Below are 14599 nucleotides of genomic sequence, written 5' to 3'. Positions count from 1 at the left end.
CGGCGGATCTGTCCGAGCCGCCCTCGCCGATGGCCGCCCGGCTGGTTTCCTATTCGTTCTCGCGCGAAGCCCCGCTGCTGATCGCGCGCCAGCGGCCCGACGGCCTGGAAGTCTGGGTGAGCCGCCAGACTTCGCCATCGGCACTTGCCGAGGTGGCGCGGGTGCACGGCGCGTTGCATCTGCGCGTGCTGGAACCGGCCGCGCTGGAAGCCGCCATGTCCGATGCCTACAACCGGCAGGACGGCAGCGCCGCACAGGTGGTGGGCGAAGTGGAAGGCGAAGTAGATCTTTCGCGCCTGATGCAGGACATTCCGGCCGTGGAAGACCTGCTGGAATCCGAAGACGACGCGCCGATCATCCGCATGATCAATGCGTTGCTGACCCAGGCCGCGCGCGAGCAGGCGTCCGATATCCACATCGAGCCGTTCGAGTCCGCCTCCGTGGTGCGCTTCCGCGTGGACGGCACGCTGCGCGACGTGGTGCGGCCGAAGAAGGCGCTGCACGGCGCGCTGATCTCGCGGATCAAGATCATGGCGCAGCTCGACATCGCCGAGAAACGCCTGCCGCAGGATGGCCGCATCACGCTGCGCGTGGGTGGCCGCCCGGTGGACGTGCGCGTCTCCACGCTGCCGACCGGCCACGGCGAACGCGCCGTGCTGCGTCTGCTGGACAAGGAGGCCGGCCGGCTGGACCTCGCCAAACTTGGCATGGCGCCCGGCACCCTGCACGGATTCGACCATCTGGTGCGGCAGCCGCACGGCATCGTCCTGGTGACGGGGCCGACCGGCTCCGGCAAGACCACCACGCTGTATGCGGCGCTGTCACGGCTCGATGCACGCACCACCAACATCATGACGGTGGAAGACCCGATCGAGTATGACCTGGAGGGCATCGGCCAGACCCAGGTCAATCCGCGCATCGACATGACGTTCGGCAAGGCCTTGCGCGCCATCCTGCGGCAAGACCCGGACGTGGTCATGATCGGCGAAATCCGCGACCTGGAGACGGCACAGATCGCCGTGCAGGCCTCGCTGACGGGCCACCTGGTGCTGGCCACGCTGCACACCAACGATTCGGCATCCGCCGTGACGCGGCTGGTCGACATGGGCATCGAGCCGTTCCTGCTGTCGTCGTCGTTGCTGGGCGTGCTGGCGCAGCGGCTGGTACGCCGCCTGTGCGTGCATTGCAAGCGCGAGGAAGTGATCGAGGTCACCCCGGCCGAGGCCGAGCTGCTGCACGCGCAAGGCAAGCCGCTGCAACGCGTCTGGCATGCGGTGGGCTGCGACAAGTGCGGGCGTTCCGGCTATCAGGGCCGCATGGGTGTGTACGAGCTGCTGACCGTCGACAGCGACATCCAGACCATGATCCACCGGCAGCAGCCGGAGTCCGAGATCAAGCAGGCCGCGCTGGCCAAGGGCATGCACACGATGCGCAGCGATGCGCAACGCTGGATCGACAGCGGCGCCACGTCGCTGGAAGAAGTGCTGCGCGTCACGCGCGAATAAGCAAGGGACAGATCGCAGCATGCCCGCCTATCGCTACGAAGCCGCTGACGCCACCGGCCGCGCCGACCGTGGTGTCATCGAGGCCGACAGCCCGAAGCAGGCCCGCACGCAACTGCGTGCGCGCGGCCTGACGCCGATCACCGTCGACCCGCTGGCCGGTGCCGGGCTGGCGCCGCGCAGCGGCAGCGCCATGCTGATACGCCGGCTGAGCACGCAGGAACAGGCGCTGTTCACCCGCCAGCTGGCCAGCCTGATCGTCTCCGGCCTGCCGCTGGACGAGGCGCTCGGCGCACTGGCCGACCAGGCCGAGCGCCAGTACGTGCACGAACTGCTGGCCGGCATCCGCGCGGAAGTCATGGGCGGCAGCTCGCTGTCCGTCGCGTTGGCGCAGCATCCCAAGGACTTTCCCGATATCTACCGCGCGCTGGTTTCCGCGGGCGAGCACTCCGGCCATCTGGGCGTGGTGCTGGAGCGGCTGGCCGGCTATATCGAGTCGCGCAACGCGCTGACCGCGAAGATCCGCCTGGCGTTCACCTACCCGGCCATCGTGACCGTGGTGGCATTCGCCATCGTGATCTTCCTGCTGTCGTACGTGGTGCCGCAGGTGGTCAGCGTCTTTGCCAACACCAAGCAAAAGCTGCCCACGCTAACGATCGTCATGCTGGCGCTGTCGGACTTCGTGCGGAACTGGTGGTGGGCCGCGCTTGCCGTCATCGGCGTGGCGGCGCTGATCGTTCGCAGCCTGCTGCGCCAGCCCGACGTCCGCCTGGCCTGGCACCGCTGGCTGCTGACCGCGCCGCTGGTCGGCAAGCTGATCCGCGGCTACAACACGGCTCGGTTTGCCAGCACGCTGGCGATCCTGGTGTCCGCCGGCGTGCCGATCCTGCGCAGCCTGCAGGCGGCCGGCGAGACGCTGACCAACCAGGCGCTCAAGACCAACGTGGACGATGCCACCACGCGCGTGCGCGAAGGCTCGTCGCTGGCGCGCGCGCTGGCCGCGCAGAACCAGTTCCCGCCGGTGCTCGTGCACCTGATCCGCTCGGGCGAGGCCACCGGCAACCTGCCGGTGATGCTGGAGCGCGCGGCCACGGGCGAAAGCCAGGAACTGGAGCGTCGCACGCTGTTCCTGACCAGCCTGCTGGAGCCGTTGCTGATCCTGACGATGGGTGTGGTGGTGCTGCTGATCGTACTGGCCGTGCTGATGCCGATCATCGAGATCAACCAGCTGGTACGGTAGGCCGGGGCTCGGGAGAGCAGAGAGCGAAAATCAGAAAGCGGGAGAGCGGTCCGACGCCGGCGCTGCATGCACCGGCGTGGATCTTCCCTTGCTGTAGTCCGGTGGCCGCCAGCCGCGCGGCCTCTTACGCCGCTGGTGCGGCGCCGGACATCACTCCGCGGCTTTCTTCGCCGGCGCCCGCTTGCGCGGCGCGGCCTTGGCCGGCTTGCTGGCGGGCGTGTCCCCGGACTTGCTAGCGGTCTTGCTGGCGGCCTTCCTTGGGGCGGCCTTCCGGGCCGCCGGCTTGGGCGCCTCGGCCTTTTCCGGCCTGGGCAGTTCTGCCTTTGCCGTCTCCGCCTCCGCCGCCGGCGCGACCCCATCCATCTGAGCCGACAACACCGTCGTACCCGGCGCCGCAAACACCGACTGGTCGATCGGCCACGGCTTGTCGCTCAGTGCCACGTCGGGCCGCCTGGTGCGCTTGCCTCGGCCGTTCGACCTGTCTTCCGGCGCGTCCAGGGCTTCCGAAATCAGTGTGGATGCCGAGCCGGCGCCATCGTCCTCGTCTTCAGACGCCGCCGAAAACACCGGCGCGGGTTCGGGAATCGCGTCGAACTCCACGACCGGCGCAGGGGTTTCCACCGGCGGCACCGGCTGCGCCACCGTGGCGGCCGGCAGCGGTTGCGCCTGGGGCTGGGGTGCCGGCGTCGGGCGGCGCGGCTCGTTCTGCTGGCCGTAGCCCTGTGGCGGACGCTGCTGTCCTTGCTGCTGGCCTTGCTGACTTTGCTGGCCTTGCTGCTGCCCTTGCTGCGGCTGGCCACCGCCCTCGCCCTTGCCGCGCTTCTTCAGCCGTACCCAGATGGTCTTGTTGTTGCCGCCGTTGCGCGTCTCGACCTCGAACAGCCCGGTCGCCGCCACCAGCTCCGAGAGCTTGCCGTAGCCATAGTTGCGCGAGTCGAATTCGGGCGCCGTCTTGGCGATGTGGTTCCCCATGCCGCCCAGCGTGGACCAGCCGTCTTCGTCCGATACCGCCTGCGAAGCGGTCTGCAGCAGGCGCACCAGCCGAGAATCCTGGCGCAGCTCGTTGGGATTGCGCCGGCGGGCCGGCGCGGTGGCCCCCTCGGCCTCCGTGTCCGTGTCCGTGTCGGCGTCCCCGCGCAGCACGTCGGAATAGATGAACTTGTCGCATGCGGTCACGAATGGCTTGGGCGTCTTGCGCTCGCCAAAGCCGTAGACGATCAGCCCCTGCTCGCGGATACGCGACGCCAGCCGCGTGAAATCGCTGTCGCTGGAGACGATGCAGAACCCGTCGAAACGGCCCGTGTACAGCAGGTCCATCGCGTCGATGATCATCGCGCTGTCCGTGGCGTTCTTGCCCACGGTGTAGCGGAACTGCTGGATCGGCTGGATCGAGTGCGACAGCAGGCGTTCCTTCCAGCCCGCGAGGTTGGGCTTGGTCCAGTCGCCGTAGATGCGCTTGACGGCGGCCACGCCGTACTTGGCCACCTCCGCCAGCAGGCCTTCCACGATGGCGGGCGCCGCGTTGTCGGCATCGATCAGCACAGCCAGGGTTGCGCCCTGGCGAGGGGAATTGGTCATGTTCGATATGAAATAAGCGGTGCGGGTTGCACCATGCCGGGGTACCGGCGGTGTGACGCACAGGCGTCATTCGCCCGGCCATCGGGCGGGGCTGCGTGCCAGCTGGATGCAACGCAGTGTACACGCGTGGCGCCGGTGGCTACGGGAAATCACGGGGGTATCAGGCGCGCTTTATGCTGCATCGCACGGTACCGCGGCCGCCACGCCGGTGCTACCATGCCGCGCAGAGACACGGCCGTCCAACGCCCCCACAAGGGACCGAGTACGGTTGCCCACAACTGATGTGTCGGTGATCCCGACAGCATGCCCCTAGAGGAGCACTCATGAATGCCCCCCTGACCCCTCCGGTCAGCGACGCTATCCGTCGCGCGCTCGAAAACGTTTCCCTCGAAGACAAGTACACCCTGGAGCGCGGCCGCATCTACATCAGCGGCACGCAGGCCCTGGTACGGCTGCCGATGCTGCAGCAGGAACGCGATCGCGCCGCGGGACTCAACACCGCCGGTTTTATCTCCGGGTACCGCGGATCGCCGCTGGGTGCCCTGGACCAGTCGCTATGGAAGGCCAAGAAACACCTGGCGGCGCACAACGTCGTATTCCAGGCCGGCCTGAACGAAGACCTCGCCGCCACCTCCGTGTGGGGATCGCAGCAGGTCAACATGTACCCCGACGCCAAGTTCGATGGCGTATTCGGCATGTGGTACGGCAAGGGCCCGGGCGTGGATCGCACGGGCGATGTGTTCAAGCATGCGAATTCCGCCGGATCGAGCCCGCACGGCGGCGTACTGGTCCTGGCTGGCGATGACCACTCGGCCAAGTCCTCCACGCTGGCGCACCAGTCCGAGCACATCTTCAAGGCCTGCGGCCTGCCGGTGCTGTATCCGTCCAACGTCCAGGAATACCTCGACTACGGCCTGCACGCCTGGGCCATGAGCCGCTATTCGGGCCTCTGGGTCGCCATGAAGTGCGTGACCGATGTGGTGGAATCGTCGGCGTCCGTGGAGCTGGATCCGCACCGCGTGCAGATCACTCTGCCCGAGGATTTCATCCTGCCGCAGGGCGGCCTGAACATCCGCTGGCCGGACCCGCCGCTGGAACAGGAAGCCCGCCTGCTGGACTTCAAGTGGTACGCCGGCCTGGCCTATGTGCGCGCCAACAAGCTGGACCGGATCGAGATCGATTCGCCGCATGCGCGCTTCGGCATCATGACCGCCGGCAAGGCGTACCTGGATACGCGCCAGGCCCTGTGCGACCTCGGCCTCGACAACGAGACCTGCGCGCAGATCGGCATCCGCCTGTACAAGGTTGGCTGCGTCTGGCCGCTGGAAGCGCACGGCGCGCGCGCCTTTGCCGAGGGGCTGCAGGAAATCCTGGTGATCGAAGAGAAGCGCCAGATCATGGAGTACGCGCTCAAGGAAGAGCTGTACAACTGGCGCGACGATGTGCGCCCCAAGGTCTACGGCAAGTTCGACGAACGCGACAACGCGGGCGGCGAATGGTCGATCCCGCAGAACAAATGGCTGCTGCCGGCCCACTACGAACTCTCGCCGGCGATCATCGCGAAGGCCATCGCCACGCGGCTGGAAAAGTTCGACCTGCCCGTGGACGTGCGCGCCCGCATCGCGGCACGCCTGGCCATCATCGAGGCCAAGGAGCGTGCGCTGGCCACGCCGCGCGTGACCGCCGAGCGCACGCCGTGGTTCTGCTCCGGCTGCCCGCACAATACGTCGACCAATGTGCCTGAAGGCTCGCGCGCGCTGGCCGGCATTGGCTGCCATTACATGACCGTGTGGATGGACCGCAGCACGAGCACCTTCAGCCAGATGGGCGGCGAAGGCGTGGCGTGGATCGGCCAGGCGCCGTTTGCCGGCGACAACCACGTGTTCGCCAACCTAGGCGACGGCACCTACTTCCACTCCGGGCTGCTGGCCATCCGCGCGTCGATCGCCGCGGGCGTCAACATCACCTACAAGATCCTCTACAACGACGCGGTGGCCATGACCGGCGGCCAGCCCGTGGACGGCCAGCTGTCCGTGCAGGACATCGCGTACCAGGTGTCCGCGGAAGGCGCGAAGAAGATCGTCATCGTCACGGACCAGCCGGAGAAGTACAACGGCGCGATCAAGCTGCCCGAAGGCCTGACCGTGTATCACCGCGATGAGCTGGACCGCATCCAGCGCGAACTGCGCGAGGTGCCGGGCTGCACGATCCTGATCTACGACCAGACCTGCGCCACGGAGAAGCGCCGCCGCCGCAAGCGCGGCACGTTCCCCGATCCGGCACGCCGCGCGTTCATCAACGACGCAGTGTGCGAAGGCTGCGGCGATTGCTCGGTCAAGTCGAACTGCCTGTCCGTGGAACCGCTGGAGACCGAGCTGGGCACCAAGCGCCAGATCAACCAGTCGTCGTGCAACAAGGACTTTTCGTGCACCAACGGCTTCTGCCCGAGCTTTGTGACGGCCGAAGGCGCGCAGGTCCGCAAGCCGGCGGCGCATGGCGTGTCGATGGACAGCCTGCCCGCACTGCCGGAGCCGACGCTCCCGCCGCTGCGCCGCGCATTCGGCGTGCTGGTCACCGGCGTGGGCGGCACCGGCGTGGTGACGATCGGCGGCCTGCTCGGCATGGCGGCGCACCTCGAGAACAAGGGCGTGACCGTGCTCGACATGGCGGGCCTGGCGCAGAAGGGTGGCGCGGTGCTGTCCCACGTGCAGATCGCGGCGCGGCCCGATGACCTGCACGCGACGCGCATCGCCATGGGCGAGGCCGATCTCGTGATCGGGTGCGACGCCATCGTCTCGGCCACCGACGAGGTTATCTCGAAGACGCAGGCTGGCCGCACGCGGGCCGTCGTCAATACGGCGCAAACCCCCACCGCCGAGTTCATCAAGAATCCGAAGTGGCAGTTCCCGGGCATGTCGGCGGAACAGGACATCCGCAATGCCGTGGGCGCCCAGTGCGACTTCATCAACGCCAGCGCGCTGGCCGTGGCGCTGATCGGCGACGCGATCTACACCAACCCGCTGGTGCTGGGCTACGCCTGGCAGAAGGGCTGGATCCCGCTGACGCTGGAGGCCCTGGAGCGCGCCATCGAGCTGAACGGCGTGTCGGTGGACAAGAACAAGGCCGCGTTCGACTGGGGCCGCCACATGGCGCATGACCCCGAGCACGTGCTGTCGCTGACCGGCAAGCTGCAGACGACGGCCGAAGGTGCCGATGTGGTGAAGCTGCCGACGTCGTCGGGCGCGCTGCTGGAAAAGCTGATCGCCAACCGCGCGGACCTGCTGACCCAGTACCAGAACGCCGCCTATGCGGAGCAATACCGCGAGGCCGTCAATCGCGTGCGCGCCGCCGAATCGGCGCTGGTGGGTTCGGGCAAGCCGCTGCCGCTGACGGAAGCCGCCGCGCGCAACCTGGCCAAGCTGATGGCGTACAAGGACGAGTACGAGGTGGCTCGCCTTTACACGGACCCGGTATTCCTGGACAAGCTGCGGGCCCAGTTCGAAGGCGAACCCGGCCGCGACTACCAGCTGAATTTCTGGCTGGCGCCGCCGATCATGGCAAAGCGCGACGACCAGGGGCATCTGGTGAAGCGCCGCTTCGGGCCATCGACGATGACGTTGTTCCGGATCCTCGCCAAACTCAAGGGCCTGCGAGGCGGCGCGCTCGACATCTTCGGCAAGACCGAGGAGCGCCGCACCGAACGGGCACTGATCGGCGAGTACCGTGCGCTGCTGGCGGACCTGTCGGCCGGCCTGACGGCGGCCAACCACGGCGCGGCCATCGCGCTGGCCAACCTGCCGGACGACATCCGCGGCTTCGGCCATGTGAAGGAGAACAACCTGAAGGCCGTGCGCGGCAAGTGGGCGAAGTTGCTGGAGCAGTTCCGCAATCCGCAGGCGGGACAGCAGGCTGCCTGAGGGGTGCATCATCAATGCCCGGGAGACTGGGCAAATGAAGACGGCGCGGGCCAACACCCCGCGCCGTTTTTGTTTGGCGGCCTTACTCCGCGCGCGCCAAGGTGTTCTCGCCGGGCTTCACATACATCGAGTTTCTCGGCGCACTCATCACCCGCCGCACCATCGGCTCGAAGAATTCCAGCGGCAGCGTGTCGTAGTCCGGCATGAACGCGGCGGCGTCGTACTTGCGGCAGAAATCGGCCGTGCGGTCGAACAGGTCCGGCTGGCTGCGGAACTGCTCGCGCAGGTTGCGATCCAGGCCCAAGTGATGGAAGAAGTAGTAGCCCTGGAACACGCCGTGTTTTTCCACCATCCACAGGTTCTCCGCGCTCACGAACGGCTTGAGGATGGCCGCGGCGATGTCGGGATGGTTGAAGCTGCCAAGCGTGTCGCCGATGTCGTGCAGCAGCGCGCAAACTACGTACTCCTCGTCCTGCCCGTCGCGGTGGGCCAATGTCGCGGTCTGCAGCGAATGGGTCAGGCGATCCACCGGAAAGCCGCCGCAATCGCCATCGAGCAGGCGCAGGTGCGTCAGCACGCGGTCCGGCAGCGCCCGCGCATAGGGCATGAACTCCGCCGAGATGGCCGCCCAGTCTTCCCGGGTGCCCTGTTCCATGTGGCGGAAGGTGGCGCGCGCGGGCGCGTGGATGTCGCTCATGGTGTCTCCTGTGGGGTGTTGTTCTCAGGTGTTGCCGGCCATTGTGACAGCGCCGCCGCGGATACACTGTCAATCGCTTAACAATGTCGGCAAACGCCCGCGCTGCGATGCAGCAGTGGTCGCTTCCGCCGCCCTCATTCCCATGCTGATCCGCGCATATCGCGCCGCCGATGAACCCGCCGTGGTGGCACTCTGGCAAGCCTGCGGCCTGACCCGGCCTTGGAACGACCCGCATCGCGACATCGCCCGCAAGATGACCGAGCAACCCGAGCTGTTCCTCGTCGGCGAGACCGACGGCCGCGTGGTGGCATCGGCGATGATCGGCTTTGACGGCCATCGCGGATGGGTCTACTACCTGGCTGTCGACCCGGGGTTTCAGGGCCGTGGCTACGGGCGTATGCTGATGGCGCGCGCGGAGGCGCTGCTGATCAAACGCGGCTGCCCGAAGATCAACCTGCTCGTGCGAGAAGGCAATGACGCCGTGATGGCGTTCTACGACAAGCTCGGCTATGGCCGCGACGCCGCGGTCAGCCTGGGCAAGCGGCTGATCCCGGACCAGTGAGCGGGCGGGGTCGGATGACGACAACATCAGGAGACCCCATGACGACCTACCAGGGAAGCTGCCATTGCGGACGCGTCGCCTTCGAGGCGGACGGCGAGATCACCTCGGTCCTGCAATGCAACTGCACGATCTGCCGCCGGCGCGGCCATCTGCTGTGGTTCGTACCCAAGGCGCAGTTCCGGCTCAAGACGCCGGACGAGAATGCATCGACCTACCGCTTCAACACGATGAAGATCGCGCACCGCTTCTGCCCGGTCTGTGGCTGCGGCCCGTACGCGGAGGCGCAGGACCCGCAGGGCAATGCCATGGCGGGGGTCAACGTGCGCTGCGTGGATGGCGTGGACCTGGGCAGCCTCAAGATCGTCGAGTACGACGGCCTGCACAAGTAGGCCAAGAGGGAAGGAGGCAAGTCGCCATGTTCCGCATCGCCGGCATCGATCACCTGGTACTGCGCACGGCGGATGTGCCTCGCCTGGCGCGGTTCTATGTGGACGTACTGGGCTGCACCCTCGAGCGCGAGCAGCCCGATTTCGGGCTGACCCAGCTACGCGCCGGCAACAGCCTGATCGACCTGGTGTCGCTCGCCGGCCCGCTCGGTCGGGCCGGTGGTGCCGGGCCCGGTGCCGAGGGCCGCAACCTCGACCATTTCTGCCTGCGCATCGACCCGTTCGATGCCGAGGCGATCTTTGAACACCTGCACATTCATCGTGTCGATGCCAGCCCCGTCGAGCAGCGATACGGCGCCGAGGGCCGGGGCCCTTCGATCTATGTGAAGGACCCGGACGGCAATACCGTCGAGCTGAAGGGTTCGCCGACATCGGCTTAACCGGCATCGCGACAACTGGCCGGCAACGCCGAATGGAGCGGCATGTCGGCGTGGTGCGCGAACGACGCCCGCCAAGTGCCTTGGCGTAGGCATCCGGCGACCGGGCCGATACAATTTCCGCTTCTTCCATCGCACCGCCACCGGCGCTCCCCCACCTGCGCCGGGCGCGCCATGACTGCTCCTGCCGACCCCGCCGTACCCACCGCTGCGCTGCCACCGCGCCATATCGTCTGGACCCTCGGCCTGACCGAAGTCATCAGCTGGGGCACCCTCTACTTCACCTTCACCGTCTTCATCGACCCGATGCATCAGGCGCTGGGCTACGGCAAGCCGTTCCTGGCCGGGGGCTTTTCGCTGGGGCTGCTGGTCTGGGCCCTGTGCTCGTTCGCCGTGGGCCGGCTGCTGGACCGCGTGCCGGCACGCAAGGTGATGAGCGCCGGCTCCGTGCTCGCCGCCATCGGGCTGCTGCTCTGGGCGTGGTGTCCGACCCCGGCGATGTTCCTGCTGATGTGGATACCGCTGGGGCTGGCGATGGCTTCCACGCTCTACGAACCCGCGTTTGTCGTCCTGCGCCAGGCGTACGGCGACGGCTACCAGAAGCCGATCGTCCACGTGACGCTGCTGGCCGGTTTTGCCAGCACCGTGTTTATTCCGCTGGCCCAATGGCTGGTGCTGCATCTGGGCTGGCGCCCGACGCTGGTGGGATTCGCCGCGCTCAACCTGTTCGTCTGCGCGCCGCTCCATGCGCGGCTGCGATTCGCGGTGCACGCCACCTACGCGCCCGTGCAGGCTGGCGGTCCGCTGGCCGGGGCGGGCGCTCCCGGCATTGCCCGCATGACCCTGCGCCAGCCTGTGTTCTGGGCCGTGGTGCTGGCCTTCACGGCCACGGCGGTGATTGCGTCCCTGCTGGGCGCGCACCTGATCCCGATGCTCACCGAGAAGGGCATGCCGCTGGGCCAGCAACTGATCGTCGCCGCGCTGATCGGCCCCGCCCAGGTGGCCGGGCGGCTGGCCATGGCGCGGCTGCCGATCCATCATCCGGTGCGGCTGTCGATGCCGGTCTATGTCGTGATGAGCATCGGCCTGCTGTGCCTGGCGATGGGCCACGGCTACTGGCTGATGCTGGCGGCCGTGCTCTATGGCTGCGCCAACGGCGTCAACACCATGCTGCGCGCGATGGCCATGCCGGAGCTGATCTCGCGCCACCACTACGCCACGCTGAACGGGCTGATGATGACGCCGGTGCTGCTGATGCAGGCCGTGGCGCCGTGGTTCGGCGCCCTGCTGTGGCGCGCGGCCGGCGGCTACTGGCTGATGCTCTGGGTCATGGTGGCGCTGGCCGCGGGCGCCCTGCTGGCGTTCGGCTTCGCGCTGCATCGGCGTGGCCTGCTACGCCCCGGCACTCAGTCGGCATAAGCGGTGGTATCGGTGCCCTCCCCCCTTGCGGTCTCCCGCGCCACGCGCGGCACGATGGCGCTGTTCTTCGTCAATGGCGCCACGTTCGCCACCTGGGGCGTTCACATTCCCACCATCAAGGCGCGTTTCGGGTTGTCGGACGCCATGCTGTCGTTTGCCATGCTGGCCGTGGCCGGCGGCGCAATCCTCGCCATGGGCCCGGTGGGGCGCTGGGTGGCACGGCTGGGCAGCGCGCGCGCATCGATGCTGGGCGGTATCGCCTTTGCCGCGGCAACCATCGCGATCCTGGCCATGCCCGCCTTTGCGCTGCTGCTGCCGATGCTGCTGCTCTTCGGCATGGCCAACGCCGCGTTCGACGTGGCCATGAACGCGCAGGCCGCCACGGTGGAGGCCAGCCGCACGCGGCCCGTGATGTCCGCGCTGCACGGCATGTTCAGCCTCGGCGGCATGCTCGGGGCGGCTTTCGGCGGCCTGATGCTGACACTCGGCGTGCCGCCGCTGGTGCATGCGGCGATGATCGCCGCAATGACCGCCGCCGTGGCAATCGGCATGGCACCGCGGCTGATGGCCGACCATCCGATGCCGCCGACGGCCGATCACCACCGCGAACACGCCACGCGCGCGCTATGGCTGCTGGGGCTGATGGCGTTCCTGGGGCTGGTCGGGGAAGGCGCGATGTACGACTGGACCAGCGTCTACATGCGGGACGTGGCCGCGGCGCCGCTGGGCTGGATCAGCTTCGGCTATGCCGCGTTTTCGGGCGGGATGGCCTGCGGCCGATTTGGCGGGGACCGCCTGCGCGCGCGTTTTGGCGATGCCGACACGCTGACCGGCAGCGCCTGGCTTGGATTTGCCGGCATCGCGCTGGCGATTGCGGTGCCGCTGCCGTTGGCCGCGCTGGTCGGCTTCAGCCTGATGGGGCTGGGCGCGGCCAACATGGTGCCGATCTTCTTCGTCGCGGCCTCGCGCCTGCCCGGCGTGGCCCCGGCCGAGGCCATCGCGCGCGTGGCGCGGTTCGCCTACGTGGGGCTGCTGCTCGGGCCTGTGCTGATCGGCGGCGTGGCGCATGTGGCCAACCTGCGGATTGGCATCGCCGTGGTGGCGCTGACGATGGGTTGGATCGCGCTGTTTGGCGCGCGCGCAGCCCGCCAATACCTGACCCGGCGTTAGCGGTTGTTTCCATCATGAAAAAGGCGGCCGAGGCCGCCTTTTTCGTTCCCGGCGAAGCGCCCGGAGTTCTGCTCAAGTCGCCCCGGTCAGGCCGCCTTGTCCAGCCGCACGTGCCCCGCGCCCATGCCGTCGAACACGAAGGTGTCCATGGCGAGCACACCGTAGGTCACCTCATCCGCCACGCGGGCTACCTGGGTCTGCCCCGTCGAGGCCGATCGCGGGCCGATGGCCGCGCCCAGCGTCACGTATAGCGGCAGCAGGTGCTCGTCGGTCGGGTGCGCCCGGCGCGCATAGGGGGCCTGGGCGCGATAGTCGGCGATCCGGCTGACATCCCCAGTGGCCAGCGCTTCGTCCAGCGCATCCAGCATCCACCCGCGAAAGGCATCCACGTACGGCTCGGTTTCCGGTCCGTGCTGGGCCTTGCGGCCGCCGCCGAACACTTCCTGCAGGTTGTGGGTAAAGCTGCCGGAGCCGATCACGAGCACGCCTTCCTCGCGCAGCGGCGCCAGTGCGCGGCCGATCTCGATCTGCATGGCCGGCGTCAGGTACGGGTTCAGCGCCAGTTGCACGACGGGCACGTCCGCCTGCGGGAAGAAATGGCGCAGCGGCATCCAGGCGCCGTGATCCAGCGGGCGATCCTCGTCCTCGGCGACAAACCCGGCGCCGGGGATGGCAGCGGCCTCGACCAGCGCCTTCACGCGGGCGGCCAGCGTCGGAGCACCCGGCGCGTCGTAGCGCAGCGCGTAGAGCTCGCGCGGGAAGCCACCGAAGTCGTGCCAGGCCTCCTGCCGATTGCGGGTGCTGACGGCCAGCGTGCTGTAGATCCAGTGCGCCGAAATGACCAGCACCGCCTTGGGGTGTTCCGCGCGCAATCGCTCGCCCAGCGCATCGAAGGCGGCGCCGGTCGGTCCGGGATCGATCGCCAGCATGGGAGAACCGTGTGACACATAGAGAGCGGGAAGCATGGTCGTGACCTTCAAAGGCTTTGTGCGTATGCCTGAAGTCTGGCAAAGATGCGCCCGTCCGGCGAAAGCCGATTGCGGATATATCGTGCAAAAAACTTGAAGCTCCACCTGGCACTTATCGGGTGCCGGGCACGACGCGTTGGATAGCGCACACAGTCCGCGTGGGATTGCCGCTCGCGAGCGGCAGGCGCAAGGCGAATCGGCCTATGATGATGACAGGGAGCCCCATGGCTCACCGCGCCAGGCCGCCCCATCGGTCGACCGGCGCGGGAGCGCTACCCACAATGCAAGATGCGCCCGCCTCGGAACCAGGCGGTCAGCTGGAGAAACCCCGTGGTAAAGCGCAATGCACACCGACACGCCTTGCCCCACGCCCTGTGGTGGCAGCCCGGCGTCTACGGCAGCGGCCCGGCTGTGCTGCTGTGGATCGTCGCACGCTTGCCCGCCGACTTGCTGGCCGAACTCTTCCGCACCCCATCCGCTGCCGCCCTGTTCAATCACGCCGGGGATACGGTCTTTGTGGTTGGCTGGCTGGCCAGCGCCGCCTGGCTCTGGTTCACGCGCAAGCGTCCGGAAACCGGGCGCCCGGATGCTGCGGCCAACGCCGCGCCCAACTTGCCCTCAACGCCCTCCGCGCGCCGCGATCACGCCACGAACAGGCGGCGTCCCGGCTGAACGCCGCTCCTGCGGCTCTGGCCACTCTGCCCGCTCTAGCCCACTCGTACC

12 protein-coding genes are annotated in these 14599 nt (G+C 68.0%); 9 read left to right on the top strand and 3 right to left on the bottom strand.

Going from position 1 to position 14599, the window contains the following annotated elements:
- The first annotated feature begins 29 nt into the window (after window positions 1–29).
- Both gspE and gspF read left to right on the top strand, forming a co-directional pair.
- Complete coding sequence (gene gspE / locus AC1DOX_RS12765) at window positions 30–1505, top strand: type II secretion system ATPase GspE (protein ID WP_092138639.1); 1476 nt, start codon at window positions 30–32, stop codon at window positions 1503–1505.
- Window positions 1506–1524: 19 nt separating this feature from the next.
- Window positions 1525–2742, top strand: coding sequence for a type II secretion system inner membrane protein GspF (gene gspF / locus AC1DOX_RS12760; protein ID WP_092138581.1), 1218 nt, complete (start codon window positions 1525–1527; stop codon window positions 2740–2742).
- A 150-nt stretch (window positions 2743–2892) separates the two neighbouring features.
- Here gspF and AC1DOX_RS12755 read toward each other — a convergent pair whose 3' ends face one another.
- Window positions 2893–4320, bottom strand: coding sequence for an NYN domain-containing protein (locus AC1DOX_RS12755; protein WP_441621132.1), 1428 nt, complete (start codon window positions 4318–4320; stop codon window positions 2893–2895).
- A gap of 323 nt (window positions 4321–4643) precedes the next feature.
- Here AC1DOX_RS12755 and AC1DOX_RS12750 point away from each other — a divergent pair, with 323 nt between their 5' ends.
- Window positions 4644–8237, top strand: coding sequence for an indolepyruvate ferredoxin oxidoreductase family protein (locus tag AC1DOX_RS12750; protein WP_441621130.1), 3594 nt, complete (start codon window positions 4644–4646; stop codon window positions 8235–8237).
- Window positions 8238–8319: 82 nt separating this feature from the next.
- Here AC1DOX_RS12750 and AC1DOX_RS12745 read toward each other — a convergent pair whose 3' ends face one another.
- The gene (locus tag AC1DOX_RS12745; protein WP_441621128.1) at window positions 8320–8934 is read right to left on the bottom strand and encodes an HD domain-containing protein; all 615 of its coding nucleotides are present in this window, start codon (window positions 8932–8934) and stop codon (window positions 8320–8322) included.
- Between the two features lie 142 nt (window positions 8935–9076).
- Between AC1DOX_RS12745 and AC1DOX_RS12740 the strand changes: the two genes are divergently transcribed.
- The 5 genes from AC1DOX_RS12740 to AC1DOX_RS12720 all read left to right on the top strand — a co-directional run bounded on the left by AC1DOX_RS12740 (window position 9077) and on the right by AC1DOX_RS12720 (window position 12908).
- Window positions 9077–9496 (top strand): GNAT family acetyltransferase, encoded by a 420-nt coding sequence (locus tag AC1DOX_RS12740; protein ID WP_477101292.1) that lies wholly within the window; start codon window positions 9077–9079, stop codon window positions 9494–9496.
- 38 nt (window positions 9497–9534) lie between these two features.
- Window positions 9535–9885, top strand: coding sequence for a GFA family protein (locus AC1DOX_RS12735; RefSeq protein WP_092138576.1), 351 nt, complete (start codon window positions 9535–9537; stop codon window positions 9883–9885).
- Between the two features lie 26 nt (window positions 9886–9911).
- Complete coding sequence (locus tag AC1DOX_RS12730) at window positions 9912–10322, top strand: VOC family protein (protein WP_441621126.1); 411 nt, start codon at window positions 9912–9914, stop codon at window positions 10320–10322.
- Window positions 10323–10493: 171 nt separating this feature from the next.
- Window positions 10494–11738 carry an MFS transporter gene (locus AC1DOX_RS12725; RefSeq protein ID WP_092138574.1) on the top strand — a complete coding sequence of 415 codons (1245 nt, stop codon included), beginning with the start codon at window positions 10494–10496 and terminating at the stop codon, window positions 11736–11738.
- Between the two features lie 54 nt (window positions 11739–11792).
- Complete coding sequence (locus AC1DOX_RS12720; RefSeq protein WP_441621196.1) at window positions 11793–12908, top strand: MFS transporter; 1116 nt, start codon at window positions 11793–11795, stop codon at window positions 12906–12908.
- An 86-nt stretch (window positions 12909–12994) separates the two neighbouring features.
- On the opposite strand, the gene AC1DOX_RS12715 is transcribed toward AC1DOX_RS12720, so the two are convergent.
- Entirely contained in the window at window positions 12995–13873 is an 879-nt protein-coding gene (locus AC1DOX_RS12715) for a DODA-type extradiol aromatic ring-opening family dioxygenase (protein ID WP_441621124.1), read from the bottom strand.
- Window positions 13874–14287: 414 nt separating this feature from the next.
- On the opposite strand from AC1DOX_RS12715, the gene AC1DOX_RS12710 reads away from it, so the two are divergent.
- Window positions 14288–14548 (top strand): hypothetical protein, encoded by a 261-nt coding sequence (locus AC1DOX_RS12710; protein ID WP_441621194.1) that lies wholly within the window; start codon window positions 14288–14290, stop codon window positions 14546–14548.
- The last annotated feature ends 51 nt before the right edge of the window (window positions 14549–14599 follow it).

This window comes from Cupriavidus sp. 01L415 (assembly GCF_056400065.1).
This window is presented reverse-complemented; position numbering and strand designations above follow the sequence as displayed.

Bases quoted from the DNA above. Each gene is read 5' to 3' on its own strand.
- gspE (WP_092138639.1), top strand. From the start codon at position 30: ATGGCCGCCCGGCTGGTTTCCTATTCGTTCTCGCGCGAAGCCCCGCTG.
- gspF (WP_092138581.1), top strand. From the start codon at position 1,525: ATGCCCGCCTATCGCTACGAAGCCGCTGACGCCACCGGCCGCGCCGAC.
- AC1DOX_RS12755 (WP_441621132.1), bottom strand. From the start codon at position 4,320: ATGACCAATTCCCCTCGCCAGGGCGCAACCCTGGCTGTGCTGATCGAT.
- AC1DOX_RS12750 (WP_441621130.1), top strand. From the start codon at position 4,644: ATGAATGCCCCCCTGACCCCTCCGGTCAGCGACGCTATCCGTCGCGCG.
- AC1DOX_RS12745 (WP_441621128.1), bottom strand. From the start codon at position 8,934: ATGAGCGACATCCACGCGCCCGCGCGCGCCACCTTCCGCCACATGGAA.
- AC1DOX_RS12740 (WP_477101292.1), top strand. From the start codon at position 9,077: ATGCTGATCCGCGCATATCGCGCCGCCGATGAACCCGCCGTGGTGGCA.
- AC1DOX_RS12735 (WP_092138576.1), top strand. From the start codon at position 9,535: ATGACGACCTACCAGGGAAGCTGCCATTGCGGACGCGTCGCCTTCGAG.
- AC1DOX_RS12730 (WP_441621126.1), top strand. From the start codon at position 9,912: ATGTTCCGCATCGCCGGCATCGATCACCTGGTACTGCGCACGGCGGAT.
- AC1DOX_RS12725 (WP_092138574.1), top strand. From the start codon at position 10,494: ATGACTGCTCCTGCCGACCCCGCCGTACCCACCGCTGCGCTGCCACCG.
- AC1DOX_RS12720 (WP_441621196.1), top strand. From the start codon at position 11,793: ATGGCGCTGTTCTTCGTCAATGGCGCCACGTTCGCCACCTGGGGCGTT.
- AC1DOX_RS12715 (WP_441621124.1), bottom strand. From the start codon at position 13,873: ATGCTTCCCGCTCTCTATGTGTCACACGGTTCTCCCATGCTGGCGATC.